This window comes from Rhodococcus sp. DN22, assembly GCF_036669995.1.
In the GTDB taxonomy this organism is placed as follows: Bacteria; Actinomycetota; Actinomycetes; order Mycobacteriales; family Mycobacteriaceae; genus Rhodococcus_F; species Rhodococcus_F erythropolis.
Genome location: NZ_CP133326.1, coordinates 5,719,472 through 5,738,597 on the forward strand (window position 1 = coordinate 5,719,472; position 19,126 = coordinate 5,738,597).

General features: G+C 61.4%; 18 protein-coding genes. 4 read left to right on the forward strand and 14 right to left on the reverse strand.

Annotation, left to right across the window (positions count from 1 at the left end; genetic code table 11):
- Positions 1-82: 82 nt before the first annotated feature.
- Genes RA302_RS26385 through catA form a run of 4 tightly spaced genes read right to left on the reverse strand, consistent with a single transcriptional unit; the run spans position 83 to position 3,322 of the window.
- Positions 83-1,030 carry a helix-turn-helix domain-containing protein gene (locus RA302_RS26385; RefSeq protein WP_030536464.1) on the reverse strand — a complete coding sequence of 316 codons (948 nt, stop codon included), beginning with the start codon at positions 1,028-1,030 and terminating at the stop codon, positions 83-85.
- A 6-nt stretch (positions 1,031-1,036) separates the two neighbouring features.
- On the reverse strand, positions 1,037-1,318 hold the full coding sequence (catC, locus tag RA302_RS26390) for a muconolactone Delta-isomerase (RefSeq protein WP_003940264.1): 282 nt from the start codon (positions 1,316-1,318) through the stop codon (positions 1,037-1,039).
- 13 nt (positions 1,319-1,331) lie between these two features.
- Positions 1,332-2,453 carry a muconate/chloromuconate family cycloisomerase gene (locus tag RA302_RS26395; RefSeq protein WP_003940572.1) on the reverse strand — a complete coding sequence of 374 codons (1,122 nt, stop codon included), beginning with the start codon at positions 2,451-2,453 and terminating at the stop codon, positions 1,332-1,334.
- A 29-nt stretch (positions 2,454-2,482) separates the two neighbouring features.
- Complete coding sequence (gene catA, locus RA302_RS26400) at positions 2,483-3,322, reverse strand: catechol 1,2-dioxygenase (RefSeq protein ID WP_003940427.1); 840 nt, start codon at positions 3,320-3,322, stop codon at positions 2,483-2,485.
- Between the two features lie 199 nt (positions 3,323-3,521).
- Here catA and RA302_RS26405 point away from each other — a divergent pair, with 199 nt between their 5' ends.
- Positions 3,522-4,292 (forward strand): IclR family transcriptional regulator, encoded by a 771-nt coding sequence (locus tag RA302_RS26405; protein ID WP_003939932.1) that lies wholly within the window; start codon positions 3,522-3,524, stop codon positions 4,290-4,292.
- Here RA302_RS26405 and RA302_RS26410 read toward each other — a convergent pair.
- Positions 4,289-5,227 carry an AraC family transcriptional regulator gene (locus tag RA302_RS26410; protein ID WP_007729772.1) on the reverse strand — a complete coding sequence of 313 codons (939 nt, stop codon included), beginning with the start codon at positions 5,225-5,227 and terminating at the stop codon, positions 4,289-4,291. The genes RA302_RS26405 and RA302_RS26410 overlap by 4 nt on opposite strands.
- A 273-nt stretch (positions 5,228-5,500) precedes the next feature.
- Between RA302_RS26410 and RA302_RS26415 the strand changes: the two genes are divergently transcribed.
- Positions 5,501-6,070 (forward strand): flavin reductase family protein, encoded by a 570-nt coding sequence (locus RA302_RS26415; RefSeq protein WP_007729773.1) that lies wholly within the window; start codon positions 5,501-5,503, stop codon positions 6,068-6,070.
- 11 nt (positions 6,071-6,081) lie between these two features.
- Positions 6,082-7,710 carry a 4-hydroxyphenylacetate 3-hydroxylase N-terminal domain-containing protein gene (locus tag RA302_RS26420; RefSeq protein ID WP_003939685.1) on the forward strand — a complete coding sequence of 543 codons (1,629 nt, stop codon included), beginning with the start codon at positions 6,082-6,084 and terminating at the stop codon, positions 7,708-7,710.
- 186 nt (positions 7,711-7,896) lie between these two features.
- On the opposite strand, the gene RA302_RS26425 is transcribed toward RA302_RS26420, so the two are convergent.
- Genes RA302_RS26425 through RA302_RS26465 form a run of 9 tightly spaced genes read right to left on the reverse strand, consistent with a single transcriptional unit; the run spans position 7,897 to position 18,022 of the window.
- Positions 7,897-8,787 (reverse strand): phytanoyl-CoA dioxygenase family protein, encoded by an 891-nt coding sequence (locus RA302_RS26425; protein WP_030536462.1) that lies wholly within the window; start codon positions 8,785-8,787, stop codon positions 7,897-7,899.
- A gap of 10 nt (positions 8,788-8,797) precedes the next feature.
- Positions 8,798-9,673 (reverse strand): NAD(P)-binding domain-containing protein, encoded by an 876-nt coding sequence (locus RA302_RS26430; RefSeq protein WP_020971038.1) that lies wholly within the window; start codon positions 9,671-9,673, stop codon positions 8,798-8,800.
- A gap of 5 nt (positions 9,674-9,678) precedes the next feature.
- Positions 9,679-11,160, reverse strand: a complete 1,482-nt coding sequence (locus RA302_RS26435; protein WP_029256439.1) for an NAD(P)/FAD-dependent oxidoreductase — start codon at positions 11,158-11,160, stop codon at positions 9,679-9,681.
- Positions 11,161-11,175: 15 nt separating this feature from the next.
- The gene (locus tag RA302_RS26440; RefSeq protein ID WP_030536461.1) at positions 11,176-12,660 is read right to left on the reverse strand and encodes an aldehyde dehydrogenase family protein; all 1,485 of its coding nucleotides are present in this window, start codon (positions 12,658-12,660) and stop codon (positions 11,176-11,178) included.
- A complete protein-coding gene (locus tag RA302_RS26445) occupies positions 12,657-14,147 on the reverse strand; it encodes an amidase family protein (RefSeq protein WP_064688363.1) in 1,491 nt (496 codons plus the stop codon). Before RA302_RS26445 ends, RA302_RS26440 begins: the two co-directional genes overlap by 4 nt.
- Positions 14,134-14,892: a gamma-glutamyl-gamma-aminobutyrate hydrolase family protein gene (locus RA302_RS26450; protein WP_029256441.1), complete on the reverse strand. Its 759-nt coding sequence runs from the start codon at positions 14,890-14,892 to the stop codon at positions 14,134-14,136. Before RA302_RS26450 ends, RA302_RS26445 begins: the two co-directional genes overlap by 14 nt.
- On the reverse strand, positions 14,870-15,955 hold the full coding sequence (locus RA302_RS26455; protein ID WP_019745639.1) for a Zn-dependent alcohol dehydrogenase: 1,086 nt from the start codon (positions 15,953-15,955) through the stop codon (positions 14,870-14,872). Before RA302_RS26455 ends, RA302_RS26450 begins: the two co-directional genes overlap by 23 nt.
- 20 nt (positions 15,956-15,975) lie before the next feature.
- Entirely contained in the window at positions 15,976-17,355 is a 1,380-nt protein-coding gene (locus tag RA302_RS26460) for a glutamine synthetase family protein (protein WP_030536459.1), read from the reverse strand.
- Positions 17,348-18,022, reverse strand: a complete 675-nt coding sequence (locus RA302_RS26465; RefSeq protein WP_019745641.1) for a hypothetical protein — start codon at positions 18,020-18,022, stop codon at positions 17,348-17,350. Before RA302_RS26465 ends, RA302_RS26460 begins: the two co-directional genes overlap by 8 nt.
- A 341-nt stretch (positions 18,023-18,363) precedes the next feature.
- On the opposite strand from RA302_RS26465, the gene RA302_RS26470 reads away from it, so the two are divergent.
- The gene (locus RA302_RS26470; RefSeq protein ID WP_019745642.1) at positions 18,364-18,957 is read left to right on the forward strand and encodes a TetR family transcriptional regulator; all 594 of its coding nucleotides are present in this window, start codon (positions 18,364-18,366) and stop codon (positions 18,955-18,957) included.
- Positions 18,958-19,126 lie beyond the last annotated feature (169 nt).

Here is a 19,126-nt window from a genome sequence, read left to right on the forward strand (position 1 = left end):
AGCGATCTGGAACACACTCTGCCCCGGTATTCGGGCTCCCAGTTGTCGTGATCGGACACGTTTGTTGTTCGGATGCGACAGATCAGTGACGTTCGCGGGCGTTCGGATCAGGCGAGTTACGTACTTCCGACGGCGCCGCACCGAATTCCGCTTTGAATGCACGCGAAAACGCTGGTGCGTCATGGAAACACCATCGTGCGGCCAGGATGGAGATCGAATGACCCCGCAGTGAGACGTCGGTGAGATCGCGGCGTACGCGGATCAACCGTTCGCGGCGAATCAGCGCACTGAGGGTCAGATCCCCGTCACCGAAGTGACGCTGAACGGTTCGCGGCGACAGGTGCAACGCACCGGCGATCGACGCGACCGAGAGGTCTGGTGAGTCGAGATTCCGAAGCGCATATCGCAAGATCTCCTCTCGCGTCGAACGTCCGGGTGTCGCGGGCGCAGATCCTTGCATCAGAACTGCCGAAGCGAGATTGACTCCAGCATCTCCGAGAAGCCCGGCTGCGCTGCCGTCGACCTGGGATGCAACAGCGCCCGAGATGAAATTTTCCAGCAATGCACCGGACCCACGCCGACCGTCGTGGGTGCGCTCGAGCGCGCAATTCAGTTCTCGCTCGGTCAGACTCACCGCACTGCGCGGTAGGGTCATGACGGTGCACGACCAGTGACCGTCGAAACGCAGCGCGTACGAATGCTCGACGTCGTAGAGAATCATCGCGCCGGGCGGGGCCGTCAACTCGCGGTCCGATTGGCGCAGTATCGCGCTCCCGGTTCGGACCGTGCAGATCTTGAGCAGATCACTACCGTGTCGCTTTGCTGCGCGTGCGCTCCGCCGCAGTATCTGCGGTGAACCGGAGATGTCGAAAGCGCCTACATCCCCGAGACTTACGCCGCTGACCGTACCGACAGGCGCGGCATCGACGGAACTCTCGGGGCACAGGCCACCGAAGGTCTCCGACATCTCGCAGTGCCACTGCTGCACAGATTCCGGCAGGCTCGGAGGCCTGGCAGACACGGCAGACATGGCGGGCTACTTGATCGAAGATCCGTGCTGCGTCAACGGCATGACCTCGATGGTCATGTACGGGAACAGGGGCAGGTTCCAGAGAATCTCATGGAGTTCGTCAGCCGACTCGACATCGAAGATGCTGATGTTGCTGAACTGTCCCACAATTCGCCACAGATGCACCCACTTTCCCTGTCGCTGAAGGTCTTGCGAGTACGCCTTCTCCGTTGCGACGGTATCGGCGCGTACTTCCGGATCCAGGTCGCGCGGAATATCGACGTCCATCCGAACGTGAAAGAGTGCCATGTTCTTCTATCCTCTAGTTCCTGGTCCAGGTCTTGACGGCGTCCATGTTCAGTTCGACTCCCAGGCCAGGTCCGGCGGGGAGGTGCAACTGACCCTCGGAATACTTCAGGGGTTCCTGAAGCAACTCTTCACTGAAGAGCAGTGGGCCGAAAAGCTCTGTTCCGAAGTTGATTCCGGGCTCGGCGCACGCGAAGTGCAACGAAGCGGCGGTGCCGATCGGGCCTTCGATGGACGTCGCACCGTGGCACGCGATACCGGCGGCCTTGGCAATCGCGACGATGTCGCGGCTGCGCTGGAGGCCACCACATTTGGTGGTCTTGAGGGCGATGACATCGGCGGCGCTCCGGCGGGCGATTTCCAGAGCGTCGTGTGGGGTCTGCACACTCTCGTCGGCCATGATCGGAATCGGTAGAAGCCTACTGAGTTCGGCGAGGACCTCGATTTGGTCTGCCGGAGTGGGTTGTTCGATCAGTTCGACTCCACCCTCGGCGAGTTGCGGCAAGTACCGCAGGGCAGTGAAGCGATCCCACCGTGCGTTGACGTCGACACGGACTCCGGCGTGGCCGTCCAGCGCCTGCGCGATGTTGACGATGCGCGCAACGTCGACTGCTGGATCGAGTGCTCCCATCTTGAGTTTGAAGCTGAAATTGAGCCGGGATTCGAGCTTTTCGTGAGCTTCCTCGATGATCTCGTCCGCCGGCGCAGCACCCAGTGCCCACGTGACGTCGACACTCTCGCGGAAAGCCCCGCCGAGGAGCGTGTGCACGGGGACTCCCAGGCTACGCGCCCAGGCGTCGTGCAACGCCACGTCGACTGCGGCCTTCGCGAATCGTGCATTGGCAACAACTTTTTCGATGTCGGCCATGATCGCGGTGATGTGATCCACGCGCCTGCCGACCACCACCGGCGCGATGTACTTCTCGATGATGACCTGCATCGTCTCCACCGATTCGCCACCCCACCACGGCCCGCCCGGAACGACTCCTTCGCCGTATCCGATCACCCCGTCGGAGGTGCGAATCGCGACCAGCAACAACGGCTGCGCCGTCATCGACGTGGTGGCGAACTTGTGGGGGCGAACCAGCGGAACGTCGAGGATGGTCGTCTCGATGGAGACGATCGACAGGTCTGTCATCAAATCACTTTCTTCAGAGCAGTTGTGGATCAGGCCGGATCGAGCACGAAGTCGTATGTGACCCGGTTGGTTCCGTCGGCACCTGGCTTCGGATCGAGAATCAGTTCGGGCTTCGTCGCCGTTGCCACGTCGTTCTCGATCCACTCTCCATCCTTGAAATAGAGCTGGGTGGTGATGGTGCGCTTACCGGGAGCCTTCACCATGAGGTGCAGGTGAGCCGGACGCCACGGGTGCCAGCCGGCCTTCTCGATGAACCAGCCGGTGGGGCCGTCGGTCGGGATCTGGTACGGCGCAGGCTGAATCGTGGTGATCTCGAAGCGTCCCTCGTCGTCGGCGACGATCGTTCCGCGGAGGTTGCCGTCGGGGATGTGCGGCGCGAAATGGGAGTAGTAGCCCTCGTCGTCCGCGTGCCAGAGTTCGACGGTTGCACCGCCCAACCCCTTGCCGTCGAGATCGCGAACCTGGCCCTCGAAGACCAGCTTCGATCCAACCTCGTTGTCACGCATCGGAAGTTCACACTTGGCAGGCAACGTCTTGGCATCGGCAACGTAGTACGGGCCCTCGATGCTTCCCTTGGTGCCGTGCTGGCCGCGGTACGCGACCTCCTCGACGTTGTGCTCGAGGAAGACGTCCAGCCACAGGGGCCACTCGCCGAACTGGCCGATGTCGATGAGCCACTGCTTGAGGACGCGGTACTCGGGGTAGGTGATGCCGTGCTTGTCGATGACGCCTGCGAGTGCCTCGAGCACGTCCTTGGCGATGGCCGAGACGCGTTCGGGCGGGGTGTCCGCGCTGACTCGTTCCTGGAGGAACTTGTCGGTGGCGGCAGTACCCGAACCTACTGCGGTGGGGCTCTCGGAAGTGGTCATGTGGTCCTCCTCGGGGCCGTATGTGGCTGTTACCGGGTGGGTGCCGTACTGCTGGGCTGCGTCGGCTCCCCAAGTTTGGGTTGTACGCTCTGCGTACATCGGTTACGCTGTGCGTACGCTTGTACTGTGCGCCCAGTCACAAGGTTTGTCAACCTTCGAAGGCGCCGATCGGGCATACCCGCAGATGAAAGGCCATTCCGTGAGCGAGAACGATCGCGATTACATCCAGAGCATCGAGCGTGGATTTGCTGTGCTGACGGCCTTCGACGAGAAGAACCCCAACCCGTCGCTCGCCGATCTTGCCGCCGAAACGGGTCTCTCCCGCCCAGCGGTCCGGCGCATCCTCCTCACGCTGCAGAAGCTCGGATACGTCACCGGCAACAACAGTCGGTGGTCGCTCACCCCACGCGTTCTGAGCATCGGGCAGCACTTCTCGGCATCACATGCCTTGACGGAGGCGGCGCTCCCTCGTCTGTTGGAGATCGCAGAACACACCCACGAGTCGGCGTCGCTCGGGGTGCTCGACGGTGTCGACGTGGTCTACGCCGCGCGTGTACCCGTCCGGCGGATCATGAGCATCAACGTCAGCGTCGGCACCAGAGTGCCTGCATATGCCACCTCCATGGGTCGAGCCCTGCTAGCTTGGGCGCCAACCGAAATCGTCGACAACGTCATCGCGAACTCCACGTTCGACGCCCTCACACCCACCACGATCACCGACGAAGGCGCATTCCATACCGCCCTCCGGGTGGTGCGCGAGCAGGGATACGCGCTCACATCGGAGGAACTGGAAGACGGCCTGATTTCCCTCGCTGCTCCCGTCCGCGACGCCGGTGGAAGCGTCGTCGGAGTGACAGCGTGTTCGACCTCGGCCGGACGAACATCCCCGGAAGCTTTCCGCGCCGACGTCGCGCCGTTCCTTGTCGAGAAGGCGAATCAGCTCAGCGCGGACATGGGGTACCGGAGCTAGCGCCTCAACACCTCGGAAGGCAGCAATCCGTACTTACGCCGAAAGGACGACGCGAACCGTCCGGTGTGCGTGAAACCCCATCTCACAGCGACATCGGTGACCGTCGTCGAGTCGTCGGCATCCACCAGATCTGCATGGACCCGCTCGAGACGGATGTCGAGCAGGCATTCCGACGGACTCCGGCCCACGTACTGCCGAAATCCCTCCTGCAATCTCCGTACGCTGACGCCCGCCACCTCCGCCATCTCGGCTGCGGTCCACACGCGGGCCGGGTCGTCGTGCATCTCGTCGAGCACCCGCTTGACGATACGTGGCCTGGCGTGTCGCACCGCGTCCTCGCTTTCGGGCATTGCGGCAAGGACGAATGCCGTGACCACGGCGCCGGAGAGCTGACCTGCCACCAGTTCGTTGTGCAGCACGCCGACCGGGCCGAGTATCTGATCCGACAGTGAGCGAACAAATTTCAGCCATCTGGCTCCGTCGTCGCCCCGAAGATCCACCTGATCAGGCAAGTGCATTCCGGGTCGACCGAGAACCTTTTCCATCTCACGGTCGAGGTACTGACGGTCCATCCGGACTCCGACGATCTCGCAGTCCGCACTCCACCGCGTGATTCTCGTCGTGATGTCGGGTGGACATACCGTCGCAACACCCTGCGTCGAGAGCACGTGCGAGCCCGCGAACACCGACTCGAGCTCGCCCGAGAGCGGGATGTTCACCCCATAGGCACCGGGATGATCGGATTCGACGGCGACGTCAGCTCCCCACCGAATATGAGCGATCCTCAGCGGTCCCAACTCGGTGGTGCACACCCCGACTCCACTGGCCGCATGCCGAGACAACGGCGTCAGCGTGTGCGGAAAATAGGCGTCCGAAACCGCATGACACGCCTCGTCCCAGTCGCGGGGAGCTGTACCGATCATGGAGTCGACCATCGTCCTTCTTCACCTTCCAGACCCGTGACCAGCCACATTGCCGAGCAAGGGCGCTGAACATCATTGAACACTGTGTCCCCGGTCACTTCCAAGAGAAAACGGGTACGGGCCGCGATCGGGTGCGCAATCCGGATAGCCACCGCGCTGTACGGATCGACCGAAGCCTGCGCCCGCCGTACGTTCGTCTTCACTCCCGGCGCGAGTCGCCCACTACTTCCCTCCCGCACTTCGCGGCACTCTCACTCAACCGCCATCCGACAAGGAGGTCCGGTCATGGAACAAAATCAGCTTCGAGGAATCTTCGGTCAATTCGCGAGCGGCGTCACCGTCATCACCTGTACCAATGCCGACGGTCAACCACACGGAGCCACGGTCACCGCATTCACGGCCATTTCCCTGGAACCACGGCTGTGCCAGATCACGATGACTCGCAAGTCCAAGGCGTGCGGCTACCTCGGCAACGCGCCGTTTGCGGTCAACATCCTTGCCTCCGACCAAGTGGACACGGCCATGCATTTTGCCGGCCGACCGCAGCGCACCGAACCGAGGTGGATCGACGGACCGACCGCTCCCCTGCTCGACGGCGCCGCAGCAACCATCTCGTGCGTCCCGTGGAGGGAGTACGACGGCGGTGACCACATCATCTTCATCGGCGAGATCGTCGACGCTCAGTCGAGTGGCAAGGATCCGCTTCTGTTCTACCGAAGCACTTTTCACGATCTAGGCGCTACCTCGTCGACCACAGTCTGGAACGGAAGTCAGGACGACCCCCACAGCGGCTGGTTCGACGCCACCACTTCGTTCACCCCGATTCATCTTCAGCCCGCACCCCAAACGATCTGAAAGGCTTTGCCATGACGACCACCGAAATTCCTCCCACCGGCGTCGATCCCGCAGATTCCGGAGCGCCACAGGTCAATCCGGCCGCCGATTGCGAAGCCAACCGCACGAAGAACTTCGCCACCCGACCGATGACCGGTGACGAGTACATCTCGAGCCTGCAGGACGGTCGCGAGATCTGGCTTCACGGTGATCGCGTCAAGGACGTCACGACACACCCCGCGTTCCGGAATCCGATCCGCATGACCGCGAGGCTGTACGACGCTCTGCATACGGGCGAGCACGTGGACGCCTTGACCGTTCCGACGGACACGGGCAACGGCGGTGTCACCATGCCGTTCTTCCGCACTCCGACGTCCTCGGCCGATCTGCTCAAGGAACGCGATGCCATAGCGACGTGGGCTCGTATGACCTACGGCTGGATGGGCCGTTCCCCCGACTACAAGGCGAGTTTCCTGGGCACCCTCCACGCCAACAAGGAGTTGTACGCACCGTTCCAGGACAACGCCGAACGCTGGTACCGCGAATCGCAGGAGAAGGTTCTGTACTGGAACCACGCGATCATCAATCCCCCGGTGGATCGCCAACTTCCACCGGACGAGGTCGGTGACGTCTTCATGAAGGTGGAGAAGGAAACCGACGCAGGTTTGATCGTCAGCGGCGCCAAAGTGGTCGCCACCGGATCGGCGATCACGAACTACAACTTCATCGCTCACTACGGTCTGCCGATCAAGAAGAAGCAGTTCGCCCTGATCTGCACGGTACCGATGGACGCGCCGGGTGTGAAGCTGATCTGCCGCACCTCGTACACCGAACATGCTGCGGTGATGGGCAGTCCGTTCGATTATCCGCTGTCGAGTCGCATGGACGAGAACGACACCATCTTCGTCTTCGACAAGGTGTTGGTTCCGTGGGAAAACGTCTTCATGTACGGCGACGTCGACCGGATCAACGCATTCTTCCCTCAATCAGGCTTCCTGCCGCGCTTCACCTTTCAGGGCTGCACTCGCCTGGCCGTCAAGCTCGACTTCATCGCCGGACTGTTGATGAAGGCACTCGAAGCCACCGGCGCCGGCGGCTTCCGCGGAGTCCAGACCCGTGTCGGTGAGGTGATCGGGTGGCGAAACCTCTTCTGGTCGTTGACCGAATCGATGGCACGCGATCCCGAACAGTGGGTCGGCGATTCGGTGATCCCGAAGCTCGAGTACGGCCTCACCTATCGAATGTTCATGATCCAGGGGTACCCGCGGATCAAGGAGATCATCGAACAGGACGTCGCGTCGGGCTTGATCTACCTGCCTTCGAGTTCACTCGACTTCAAGAGCCCGGACGTGCGTCCGTACCTCGACAAGTACGTTCGCGGTTCCGACGGCATCACCGCCGTCGACCGCGTGAAAGTCATGAAGGCGCTGTGGGATTCGATCGGGACCGAGTTCGGCGGCCGACACGAACTCTACGAGCGCAACTACTCCGGCAATCACGAGAACGTCAAAGCCGAACTGCTGTTCGCAGCCCAGAATCGTGGACACGCAAGTTCCATGAAGGGACTGGCCGAGCAGTGCTTGAGTGAATACGACCTCGACGGCTGGACGGTCCCTGACCTCATCGGCAACGACGACGTCTCGTTCTTCAAGAACCGGTAGCTCACGCGGTACGAATACTGCACCCTTGGTCAGGACTAGGCAATTGCCTAGTCCTGACCTGAGACACACGATGTCAAGGTGAATCAGCTGGAGTACGCCCATGACGGATATGTTTCTCGATTCGAAACCCAGAAACTACTGTGCGAGTTGGGTTGCGGGTGGCAAGCGACGTGCAGGATCGAGGGTTCAGCGGGCAGTCGGGAGTTCGACGGCGCCGTTTTCGAGGAGAACGTGTGCGTCGATCATCTGACCGCCCCGTTCGACGTAACCCATCAGGTTCGCTCCGGACCCCCAGCCGAGCAGTCGCTGTACCTCTTCGGAAAGATCAAGCAGTTTTTCACGCGGGATTGACAGGTATTGGTTCTCTTCCTGACGTAAGCAGGCGAGGTCGAATGCCATCGTCAAGCCGGTCCGTGGCGCCTCGGACGAGTTGTTACCACCGCCGTGGTACGTAGAACCGGTCCAGATGAGGGCAGCACCGGCCCGCATTACGGTCGGCGCCGCTTCGGCTTGTTTCGGGCCCCGTTGGTCGTCCCACCGATGGCTTCCGGGTATGACGAGGGTGCCGCCGTTTTCTGCTGTGAAATCGCTGACCGCCACCATGATCTGCAGTCGGCCCTCGCGTCCGTAGTCGGGGTGGCGCCACAGAAAGCTCGTGTCGTCTCGATGGAGACGCTGGGCACCCTGCCCTGGGTGGATTTCGATTGCCTGAGTGACACCGATCTGGATATCAGGCGTGATTTCGATCTGGTCGTCTCCGACCCAGACGGACAGGGGCACCTGAAGGATCTTCTTGGCGGCCCCGTAGTAGAGCGGGTGGAGCGCGATCTCGGGCATGAGGTCGATCCGACCGAACAGCCCTCCTGCTCTTCGCGTTTGGGTTCCGGCGAAGAATTCGTCTTCTCCGTAGCCGGTGCTTTCAAGGACGGGGCCAAGTTGGGCGCGCAGCTCGTCGAGCTGGGGGGTGTCGAGGAAATCTTCGACGATGACACCGCCGTCGCGGTGGATCACGTCGACGATCTCGTCGACTGTTGTTGTCGAGGGCAGGGCGGTGAGGTGATTGGCCATGGTTGTCATTGATGTCTCCTTAGATTGCGGATTGAGGGTTGGCGGAGAGTGTTTCGATTTGGGCGAAGATGCCCTTGTCCCCGTGCCCGGCTGCGCATGCACGTTGCAAGTTGTCGAGATTCGCCGTCATCAGAGCGGCGCGTTGGCCTGCTCGCTGCATCGATTGTTGCCAGGCTTCTACTGCGGCTGCGTATACGTTCAAGGTTGCCTGATCGGTCTCGTACTCTCCGGATTCGAACGCTTTGAGTGCTTCGTGAAGGAGTTCGAGAAGTTTGTCGGTCCACAGGTGCAAACTGTGGCGCATCTCCGCGATCGCGACGTCCTCGGACCGCACGTACGCTGCTGCTTCGTGGAAGGCACCGAGCGCGACGTTGAAGAATGCGCCTGCCATGGCCGCGTCGATCACGTTGGCGGCACCGGGACGGGCTCCGACATATCGTGATTGGGCGGCGATGGGTGTCAGAAGGCTCTGGACGTCCTCCCACACGTCCTCGTCTCCGGAATAGTTGATCCCTGAACTTTCGGTTCCGATGTCCTCCGGGTATGCAGCTATGGCTCCGTCGAGGTACCGAGCGCCTCGCCCTGCGATCCACTCGGCGAACTGGTTCGCTTCCTCCGGCGTACCGGTTGCGGTGTTGACGATGATTTTTCCGGCAATCGAATCTGCTTCTGTAACGACATCTTTGGCGATCTCGTAGTTCAGGAGACTGATGACGATTAGCGGGCTGGCCGCAATCGCAGATTGTGGAGATTCGGCGACTGTGGCTCCAGCCGCAGCGAGGGGTAACGCTCTGTCGGCGGTTCGATTCCACACCGTCACCTTTGTCCCGCTGCGTATGAGCGCCTGAGCGAGAGCTGTTCCCATCAAGCCGGTGCCGAGTATTGATACGTCCATGTTGTTCATCCTTTGCCTGTCGTCAGTGCACGGAAGTCGGACTTGCGGAATAGCCTGGTGCGCAACCAGTATTCGATTGTGCTGGCCGGCCACAGGGTGTCGATTCGACCGTCAGCGGATTGATACCAGCTGTCGCAGCCACCCGATGCCCATACAGTTCGGCGCATGCGTTCTTGGGTGGCGGCGTAGCTGCCTGTCTGGACGGTGCGATCGAGTTCGAGGGCAGAGATACTTTTTCGGCGCATGTACTGCACTGCCGAAGCGATGTATCTGGCTTGTGCTTCGATCATGAAGATGATCGAGTTGTGACCGAGACCGGTATTCGGGCCGTTGAGGAACCACAGGTTCGGGAACGCGGCGGATGCAAGCCCGAGCTTTGTTGCGGCGCCCTCGCGCCAACTGTCGGAGAGTTCGACTCCTTCGCGGCCGAATACTTTCATCGGTGCCAGGAAGCTGGTTGCCTGGAATCCGGTCGCGAAGATCAGGGTGTCGACTTCGTGTTCCGCTCCCTCTGAGTCAATGATCGAATGCGGGCGGATCTCGGAAACCCCCGAGGTGTTCAAGTGCACATTTTCCCGTTGCAGCGCGGGGTACCAGTCGTCGGATATCAAGCGACGTTTACAGCCGGGATCGTAATCTGGGGTGACCTTCTGCCTCAAGTCCGAATCCGGCACTTGCTGTTGAAGATTGGCGAGCGCCTGGGATCGGTACTGTTCGACGAGTTTGCGATTTCCGAGGAAGGCGCTGGCGAGCTTTTCGAATGCCCAGTAGGTCCGCCATCGCAGCCACCGTTGACGATAAGGACGCCGTGAGAATCTTTCGCGGGTGGCGGGCGACAGCGCGGCATCACCACGTGGCATGACCCAGTTGGGTGATCGCTGAAACACATGCAGGGTCTCGGTGTGCGGGGCGATTTCGGGGACGAACTGGATCGCACTGGCGCCGGAACCTATCACCGCGACACGCCTTCCCGACATGTCGAGGTCATGTCGCCACTTGGCGGAGTGGAATGCGGCACCCTCGAATGATTCCAGTCCGGGTAGCTGCGGGATGTACGGATTACTCAAGCCCCCTGAGCCGTTGACGACAACGGCCGCCGTCACTGATTCGCCGGATGCGAACTGGATGTTCCACCGGAGCCGGTCCTCGTCGAACCGCATTTCGGAGACCTCGACACCGAAGCGAATGTGCGGCAGCAAATCATACTGCGCAGCAACAGATCTGAGATAGTCGAGCAGTTCCGACCATGGCGGGAAGATACGGGTCCAGTTCGGGTTCTGAGCGAAGGAGTAGGAATACAACACGCTGGGCACATCGCAGGCTGCCCCTGGGTATGTGTTGTCGCGCCAGGTTCCGCCGACATCGTCGGCGCGTTCGTACAGGACGAAGTCGTCGATGCCCTTCTTCTTCAGTTCGATCGCCATGCACAGCCCGGAAAACCCGGTTCCGATGATCGCGATGTGGCCGTCGTTGACCCGTGATGACATGTGCTGTGCCTTTGTTCAGAGATGGATCCACGTCGACTTCGTCGACGTGAATTTGTCGAGTGCATGGATGCTCTTGTCCACACTGTGGCCTGAGAGTTTGCGACCGCCGAAGGGGACGGAGAGATCCCCTTCCTCGTAGCAGTTCACCCAGACAAGACCTGCGTCGATTTCGCGCGTGAGCCGGTGGGCTCGTGTGAGATTCGACGTCCACACCCCCGCTCCGAGACCGAACGGTGTGGCGTTAGCCAACCTGACGGCGTCAGCGTCATCAGTGAAACGGGTGACTGCGAGGATCGGTCCGAAAACTTCTTCGATGAACAGGCGGTGCTCGGCCTGAACATCGGTGAACACGATCGGATCCAGGTACGCCCCCGAACCTGCTCGTTCCTGCAGCGAACCGTGGGCGAGCGTTGCGCCTTCTGTGTGAGCAGTTCTCGCGTGTTCGAGGACGTCCGCGCGATGCGCCCGACTCGCGACGGGCCCGATGTGGGTATCGGGATCGAAAGGGTCACCGACAGTGCAGCGCTTGATTTCCGAAACCACCTCGGCGACGAATTGATCCGCGATCGTTTCCTCGACCAACAAGCGAGCACCTGCAGTGCACATCTGTCCGGCGTTGAAGGTAATTGCCCACGCCACGGTGCGCGCTGCAACGGCGAGGTCCGGAGCATCGGCGAATACCAACTGTGGGCTCTTGCCGCCGAGTTCGAGATGAACGGGTTTCGCATTCGACTCACCCGCGTAGATCAGCAGCTGTTTGCCGACATCCGGTGATCCGGTGAAGGTGAGACAGTCGACGCCGTTGTGGCGAGCAAGGGCAGCTCCGGCCTGTCCACCGCTACCTGTGACAACTTGCAGCACGCCGTCGGGAAGTCCTGCAGCCGAACCCAGCTGAGCCAAGCGAAGCAAGGACAACGGTGACTGTGTAGCGGGCTTGATGACCATGCTGTTGCCTGCAAGCAACGCAGGGGCGATCTTCCAACTACTGAGAGTGAGTGGGAAGTTCCATGGGGTGATCGCCGCGACCACCCCCACCGGCTCACGGCTCACCAACGCGACCGCATCGATCAGGCCGCGTGGCGACTCGTCGTAGAGTTTGTCAGCCAGTTCTCCATACCAGCGGAAGGTGTTCTCGACGGCGCGCAGCTCGATATCACGTGCCACCTGGATCGGCTTACCCATCTCGAGTGTGATGAGCGCAGCGAGTTCGTCGCGGTGCTCGTAGACGAGCTCTGCCCACCGCTGCAGTACCGCACCACGCTCGTGCGCACTGATCCTCGCCCACCGGCCATCGAGAAACGCCGCGCGAGCACCTTCGACGGCTCTGTCGACGTCGGCGTGAGTGGCCAGCGGGACGCTGGTTACGACGGTGTCGTTATGCGGGGACAAGACATAGTGGCGCTCACTCCCGTCACCGTTGAACCATTGACCGTTCAGCCACATAGCCGATGGTGCTTCGATTGACGTCGCGAATCGTGTCCATTCCTCGCGGGTGTTCATGTGCGTTCCGTTTCCGAGTAGAGGGTCGGCATTTTTTCCGTTTCTGGGAGGAGCGGCTTGCCGGCATGAATCGGTGGGACGCGGCCTGCCCATGGGACGGCTTCCTCGAGTTGCGCGGCCACGGCAAGCAACAGATCGTCACGGCCGGGAGCTGCGGCGAGCTGCACTCCGATCGGCAGTCCGTCACACATTCCTGTGGGGATGGAGATAGCCGGTTGGCCCGTGACGTTGTAGATGGCAGTAAAGGGCGAGTACTTCGCCAAGGTGTCCACCCACTCGCCGGCGGTGATACCCCGCCGGTTGGAGTCGAGTTCGCCGACGTGCCAGGCGGTCGTCGGTGTGGTGGGCGTGAGAGTGAGGTCGAAGAATTCGAAGAAGCTCGCCGTGCCACGGGTCAGGTGATTCTGGTAGCGGCGGGCGCGGGCGATGTCCGCCCATTCCACGGTGAATCCGTGACGAACCATGGCGGCAGTCGAGCTCTCCAGCGAGGAGTACATGTCCTCGATGGCGCGTACTCCGGTCAGTGCGCGCATGGACTCTGCGATCGACGCAGACCAGAAAGTGAGATTGAGATCCCGAAACAGTTCGGGGTCAACATCTGGTGCCGCATTCTCGACGTGGCCGCCGAACTGTTCGAGCAAGCGCGCGATGCGCATCACCTCGGCTGTCACGGCGGGGTCCGCAGCGTGACGACTGCCAGGTGATTCGGTCGACACAGCGATCCGGAGGCCTTTCGGTCGCCGGCCGACTGCTCGGCTGTAGTGGCCGGGGCTTCGACGCGGCTGAAAGTACCGGTCCCCCGGTGCGCTGCCGTGCACTACGTCCATCAACGCGGCGGCGTCGCGAACTGTCCGGGTGACCGCGAACTCAGTCGTGAGGCCGAAGAGCGGTTCATCCGAATCCGGGCCGGGTGGAACGAGCCCGCGGGTCGGTTTGAGTCCCACCACCCCGCACAGTGCGGCAGGGATTCTTATGGATCCGCCGGCGTCGTTGGCGTGCGCCCACGGCAAGGCCCCGGCGGCAACGAGCGCCGCGGAGCCACCGCTGGATCCACCGGCGACCCGCTGTGGGTTCCAGGGGTTGCGGGTAGGACCGTTCACTGCCGATTCCGTCGTTGCGCTGAATCCGAATTCTGGTGTGGCAGTGCGACAGGTCACGGACAGTCCGGCAGCGCGCCACCTAGCCATCAGATCGGAGTCACGTGTGGCGATATAGCCTGCGGTTGCTGCGCTACCGTTCTCGTTCGCTATCCCCGCCGCAGTGCACAGGAGATCTTTGAGCGCGAACGGAACTCCGCTGAAAGGACCGGATGTGGAATACGTCGGTGGTGGGTCGAGTGGAGGACCGACGGTGGCACCGAGGTGCGTGTCGACGTGGGAGATTGCAGCTAGTGCGGCTTCGCGCACTTCAGCAGGGGTTACTTCTTTCCGGTCGAGTCGACATTTCAGATCCGTGGCGTCCATGTCCGAGTATTCATGCAACTCCATCGAGCACTTCCTTTCGCGCGAGAGCGACCTGGACCAACCATGCGAAGACGGGGTCCTTCCGGCGCCATTCCGGATGCCATTGGACGCCGACGATCGGTCTCCCGCGCATCTCCACCGCTTCGACGACACCGTCCGGAGCCCACCCGCTGGGAGTGAGGCCCGGGCCGAGCCGGTCCACTGCTTGGTGGTGCAAGGAGTTGACCTCTACGTGTGCGCCGTATATCTCGAACACCGTCGAATCAGTGGCGATCCGTACGGGGTGGGTCTCCTCGGCTATGCCCAGTCCTGGTGACTTGTGGTTGATGTCTATGGTCGGAAGATCAGGCACGAGCGTGCCTCCCAATGCCACATTCAGCATCTGCATCCCGCGACAGACACCCAGCAGTGGAGTACCGAGTTCTACTGCACCCGATATTAATTCGATCTCATACGCATCTCGACGCGGGTCACTGTCCGGGTCGGTGGGCGCGGCGTCGATACCCAGTGTTTCGGGGTGAACATCCTGCCCACCAGAGATGACTATTCCGTCGAGCCGCTCAATCAGGTCGATTCCGCTTGCCTCATAGGGAATTTGGACGACCAGGGCGCCTTCGGACGACAGCCGGGTGGGAAAATCGGAGTAGTGCATGTCGAACTCGAGATGGCGGTACCGAGGTTCGACGGCCAGGCGTTCCGCGCTCGAGCGCCGACCGGTCACTCCGATCAATGGGCGACGCGCACGCTCAGGCGAATTCGACGACGACACGATTCACCCCTCCTTCACGAAGCGCTGCGATTCCTGTGTTGATCTCGCCGAAGGGGACTCGCAACGAGATCATCTCGTCGAGTTCGAGTCGGCCCTGGACGTACAGCTCGGCCAATCGCGGAATATCGGTCGGGAATTGGTTCGACCCGAGGAGGGAGCCTTGCAATCGCTTCTCCTGGAAAAACAATTCCGACGCTGTGATCCGCAGCGGCTCGTCATCAGGAACCATGCCGAGGACCGTGGCCACTCCGCCGGGAGCGAGCATCGAGAATGCCTGCTCGACAGTGACTCTGCGGCCGATCGCCTCGAATGAGTAGTCCACCCCACCCGGACACAACGCGCGTACGGCGTCGACTGGTTCGATCTCAGCCGCGTTCACTGACGCAGTCGCCCCGACTCGAAGAGCCTGATCGATACTTCGCTGGTCCACATCGATCGCGATGATCCGGGCCGCGCCGGCTAGCCGGGCGCCCTGAATTACCGAAAGCCCCACGCCTCCACAACCGATGACGGCAACCGACGACCCTGGTTCGATGCGAGCACTGTGCCAGACCGCCCCGACGCCAGTGATGGTGGCGCACCCGAGCAAACTCGCGCGATCGAGAGGTACCGAATCGTCGACGCGGACGACGCTGTTCTCGTGCACGAGCATCTGTTCGGCGAATCCACCGATGCCACCCATTCGTCCCACTGCGCGCCCGGCCTTGGTCGTCAACGCCGGCTGGGGCCGCGAGCGGAGGCGGGAATGATTGGAGCAGAGGGTGAGTCGACCTGCAATGCAGTATCGGCATCGGCCACAAAAAGCTGTCATGCACGTCACGACGTGGTCGCCAGGCGCTACAGCCGTGACGTCTGACCCAACCGATTCGACGATGCCCGATGCCTCGTGACCGAGCACCTCCGGAAGTTCTGTTCGCCAGAGCGCGTCCACGTAGTGCAGATCGGTATGACACAGCCCGACGGCTGCTGTACGTATGCGAACTTCTCGAGGTCCGGCCACGTCGATGTCGAGTTCTTCGAACTCGAGCCGACCAGGGGCAGCGTTCAGTATTGCTGCTTTCATCTTCAGACCTGTCCTCGTTGTCAGACGTGCTCGAAGTAGCGTTCGAGCTCCCAGTCGGAGACTCCTGCGGCCGGGTCTCCCCCAGTGGTGAAGAACTGCAACCATTCCCACCGGCGCGTGCCGATCCAGTACTCCACCAGCTCTCGCCCCAAAACCTCCGTCAGGTTTACATCGCCACTCAATTCCGCGATCGCTCGAGAGAGGCTGGCTGGCAACTTCGGGGTTCCCGGCGGCAATCCCCAGGCCATGACGGTGCATTCGAGGCCAGGATCGCTGTGATCGCGCAGACCGATCAGACCGCCGGCAAGGAACGATGCCATCGACAGATAGATGTTCACGTCCGCCGACGGGACGCGATACTCGACACGAGAGAGCTTCTCGGTCGTGCAGACGGCTCGAACGGCCGCACTCTTGTTGTCAACACCCCACGTGACGGTGGTGGGAGGTCCGTCGAATTCTGCGATTCTGCGGTATGAGTTCACGGTCGGATACTGGAAAGAACTGGCCGCCGCCATTGTGTCGAGGACGCCACCGATGAAGTTCCGCATCGTCTCCGACGGGCGCGAGGGCTCAACTTCATCGAAGAAGGCGTTCCGTCCGTCCTGTTGAAGCGAAAGGTTGATGTGAGCGCCCTGCCCGAACTGGTCCGGCGACCACCGAGCCATGAAGGTGATGGTGCGACCGTGCTCGTAGGCGACTTCCCGCATGATCTGCTTCGTTCGTACGTACCAGTCCGCTGCGGTGAGAATGTCGGTCGGTGGGAGATTTACTTCGATTTGGCCGTGCGCGGACTCGTCTGCCCAGCCTTCCCAAGGGATTCCGGCCCGTTCGATGCGGTCAGCTATTGCGTCCATGAGCGTCGTGTAGTCCCGTGATCTGCTCAACAGGTAGATCGCGCCCTGGGTACCGCCGAGTGGATGCAGGTTCGTGAAACGCTGTTCGCGGGCCTGCTCGATCGACTCTTCGAACACCGTGGCCTCGATCTCCACGGCCGCCTTACCTGTAAATCCAAGCTCGGCAAGCTCTTTGACCACACGTGCGAGCGTGGATCGCGAACACACCGGAAGCGGTGCCCCGTGTTGATCGACCAGATCACACATCACCGTGGCGAGACCTGGTAGTGATGCGTCGGTTGACAGAGTCGTAAGATCGGGACGAAGGAAGACGTCGTGCATCTCACCGCGCCAATCACCGAAATCGAATCCGAGCTGAGCGGTGTTCCCGAGATCGACTGCGAGGGCGATATCAGCGAATCCCCAGCCCGATTGCGCTCCGGACTCAAACTTTTTGGGTGACAGATGTTTTCCGACCAAGGCACCATCCAACGTCACGGTTTGTGCGCGAATCGTGCGAACGGAATTGTTGCCGATCCATTCACCGAGGTTCGTCGTGTCAAACATGGAGGACCGCCTTCATTGATGCTCCCGCGACGACCGACAATTGTCGGTTCGTGCCTTTGATGTAGAACTTCCCTGCGCGCAGGGAATAGACGAACAACTCGAAACCCGCTAGCAGTCGACGTAGATCCATCTCGAGCCCGTGAATTTCATACGCATCCGTTGTCGGCCCCACGTGCACGGCTGCGCCCGTGTCGAGAGCAGCCAATGACAATCCGGGCATTCCAGGCAGGCCCGAAGCTTTCTCCCAGAATTCACACGCTGCGATGTCCAGCGTCGGTGGCTCTGGTTCGATAAGAGGGGTTAACGCGGCAACATTCGCAGTGCCCGCCAGGGGCTCGTCCTCGGATATCGCCAGTTCGTCGACGCTGATTCCGACAACAGGAACTGTCGACCCCTCGGGGCTACTGACGTGCACGCCGGTTGCTGTTCGAGTCAATCGCGCGCTTTGCGGATCACTGGTCGACTGCAGGTCGACCTCGGGGGGCATTGCCTCGAGAGCTTTCCTGCCTGAGTCGGAATCGAGAGCAACGCGCAGGCGGGTCACGACAGCTCGTACCAACGGGGGTGGGTCGAACTCCATCGTGACGGCGACGTCGGGCGCACACCGGGTATGGGATTCATCGGGTCGCGGTGGATCTGTATCCACCCGCTCTCGGATGTCGGTCATGGGGTGGTCCCTCCAGTTTCGGGGCATGGGGCAAGCGATTTGGTTGCGCGTCAGAGAGACGCGGTTTTGTGCGATGTCGCAGCTCTCGCCCTGGTGTGATCTGCCAAGCGCTATAGTCGAGCAATGAAGTCAGTCACGTGACTAACTCATGTGACTGAGATTATGGCGGATCGGAGCTAGCGTCAATAGGCAAACTGCAAGAGATCCCGAAGAGCGGCAACGACGCACCCGGAACGCACCGGGCGGATAAAGGATCGACCAGGGTGTCACGCACGCTGAGTGACATCGATACGCTCGACCCCTGGAGTCCCACGACAACGAGAAGGTGAACGGTAAAGCGAATGGCGTATCTGACAGCATCCGAGCGGCGGACTGCGATCGTCAAGGCCGCCGCCCGAGTCATCATTCGCGACGGACTGGCCGCGGCGACCACCCGCCGCATCGCCGACGAAGCCGGAGTCAACCTCGCTGCGTTGCACTACAGTTTCGACGGCAAAGGAGAGATCTATACCGCCGTGGACGACATGTTTCGTGCCACCACAGTGGGATCACGCCTGGTACCGACAACTGGCTGGACACGTCAAGAGATCATCCGTTCATTGCTCGAACGCTTCCAAGATCTTCTCCACGCCGATCGGGACGTCCCGATCGCCCAATACGAGCTGCTGCTGTGGGCGCTGCGCAATCCGGACAAGGCCGAACTCGCCAGAGCCAGCTACACGACGTACATATCCGCCTTCGCCGATGAGCTTCGGCACGCAACCGACATCGCCGGCAGCGACGCCACACTGCTCGCCCGCTACACGATCGGCGCAATCGACGGAATCTACATGCAAAATCTCGCAACTGGCGCGACCGGAGTGAGCGCACCCGAACTCGACGCCATCTCGTCCGCAATCGTCGGCATCATCGATTCGATCCACCCGCCCCACTAGAGTTTTCCCGTTTCCCACCCGGCGTTGCAATCGACAGCGCCGGGCCGCAGTCGTGCCCGTCATCATCCGAATCCCGCAGCTGCATTCAAGGAATTTCCCGGAACTCATTGACGAACAGCAAGGGCGAAGCTAATCTCAGTCGATCGACTCAGTCATGTGACTGACATCA